Genomic DNA, 1,738 nt, shown 5'->3' with positions numbered 1-1,738 from the left:
CCATCAGTCTGGAGATATCCGGTAAAGTTTTTAAGGCATTCTTCAGGGCCTTCTCTACCTCGGCCCGGTCTGTAATCAAAGAAGACCTGTTTACTTAAATGGGCGTAATAAAGCCAGTAAAAACCTTTGTGGGTACTGCCTTTTTTATCTTTGTCCAGCACTTTAATCGGGGACTCGTCCACCTGAAGGTAATTACTTTTGAGTACTTCGTTTTTGAGCTGCTGATATAAAGGATCCAGCAAAGTACAACAAGCAGTCAGCCATCCTGAAATGGTGGAGGCTGCTAAAGTAACCCCTTCACGCTTGAAACGTTCTACCTGACGGTATAGTGGAAGGTGATCAACATATTTATCAATAATAATCTGGGCCAGCAGGCCAGGGCCGGCAATTCCTTTCTCAATAGGTCGTGATGGCAATACTGCTACGATAAATTCATCGGTATTTTTGCGTACAAATTTCGGACGGATATACTGCCTTACAAACAGTTTTCCTGGTATGTATTCGAGTTCTTCGGTGATTTCCCTGCCAACCTCGCGATATCCGGTAAGGTCCGTATCTGGTAAAAGGATGTTCTCTTCCCTTGGAAGGGATGCAGGAAAAGCTGTCCTGCCTGGATGTGAAGATACACTTAAGGCAGCTTTTTTGCGGGTGTAATTAATCTTCTGGGTCAGCTGCTCAGCAGTAAGTGGCTTTGGAGATTCATCTTCAAAAGAAAGCTGCATCTGATCGGCTGAACCCTGACCCTGAAAGCGTTCACTTTTAGCACCGAACACTAACATTTTCAACTTAGAAAGCTCATGTTTAAGCTGCATGTTTTCTGCAGCGTACTGATCGATAATCACATCTTTTTTGGCAGATTCCTGTAAGGTCTGGTTCAGGACGGCTACCACCTCGTTGAGCTTTTTCATCAGCTCATCGGGGTTAAAAACAGTCTCTGAAACATGTTCGATCATGACCTAAAAATACGCATTTTGGCCCGTTCAGGCAAGTTATTTATCAATTTTAGCCTGTTTTTTTTAAGCTAAAACGCTTGCGCCGCTTTACACTTTTTAGGCTGATCCCGCGCAGGATCAATAGTAAATCCTCACTGCTCATTTCTACAGAACTAGCCTGGGTTGCGGCAAGGGGAAGTTCATAAGTTCCTGCCTCTAATCGCTTGTGGTAGATCGCGAACCCATCGCCTTCAAAGTGCAATAGCTTTACCATATTACGCTTACGATTGAAAAAGATAAAGATCTCCCCACCGGTAGGATCAATGGAAAGCTCTCTCCTAACCGTACCACTCAAGCTGTCCATTCCACAACGGAAATCGGTAATTCCACGGTAGATATAATAACGGTAACCGGAATTCAGGCTCAGCATTAGTCCAGCAGGCTTTTTATAAAACCAGCATCTACAGCACCATGAAACTGAATGCGGGTACCATCCACACGGATAATCTCAACTTTACAATCAGAAGATGGCTCTTTGATCGCCACCGATAGAAAACCACCTGAAGGTGCTTTGCCTTTGGAATCTCCGGAATGAAACTTGCGAACCCAATAGTTGAACTTATGAAAAGTAATCCCATGCAGCGTGCAGAAGCCTATTTGACTTAAACCACTTTGCTGCCAACTCTGGTAGTGACCAAACATTTCTTGATGCACTGTGCTATTTCTTCTCATTTTGCTATGTTTTAATAAAGCAAAGCTACCTAATCAAGATACCCGGGGAAAGAGGTGAACGGCCGAACGCTTAC

General features: G+C 44.0%; 3 protein-coding genes. All 3 read right to left on the bottom strand.

Going from position 1 to position 1,738, the window contains the following annotated elements:
* Positions 1-953 (bottom strand): IS66 family transposase (tnpC, locus tag ACHFIZ_RS17870; RefSeq protein ID WP_410888329.1); only part of this gene is annotated, 953 nt, incomplete at its 3' end.
* A gap of 49 nt (positions 954-1,002) precedes the next feature.
* Positions 1,003-1,362, bottom strand: a complete 360-nt coding sequence (gene tnpB / locus ACHFIZ_RS17865) for an IS66 family insertion sequence element accessory protein TnpB (RefSeq protein WP_410888327.1) — start codon at positions 1,360-1,362, stop codon at positions 1,003-1,005.
* On the bottom strand, positions 1,362-1,664 hold the full coding sequence (tnpA, locus tag ACHFIZ_RS17860; protein WP_410888325.1) for an IS66 family insertion sequence element accessory protein TnpA: 303 nt from the start codon (positions 1,662-1,664) through the stop codon (positions 1,362-1,364). Before tnpA ends, tnpB begins: the two co-directional genes overlap by 1 nt.
* Positions 1,665-1,738 lie beyond the last annotated feature (74 nt).

The sequence above is a fragment of the Pedobacter sp. JCM 36344 genome (assembly GCF_046546555.1).
GTDB lineage: Bacteria > Bacteroidota > Bacteroidia > Sphingobacteriales > Sphingobacteriaceae > Pedobacter.
The sequence above is the reverse complement of the archived record's forward strand: the minus strand, read 5'-3'. Positions and strand labels throughout refer to the sequence as shown.

What these genes read in the sequence shown, in the direction of transcription:
- tnpA (WP_410888325.1), bottom strand. Translation starts at nt 1,664, where the DNA reads ATGAGAAGAAATAGCACAGTGCATCAAGAAATGTTTGGTCACTACCAG.
- tnpB (WP_410888327.1), bottom strand. Translation starts at nt 1,362, where the DNA reads ATGCTGAGCCTGAATTCCGGTTACCGTTATTATATCTACCGTGGAATT.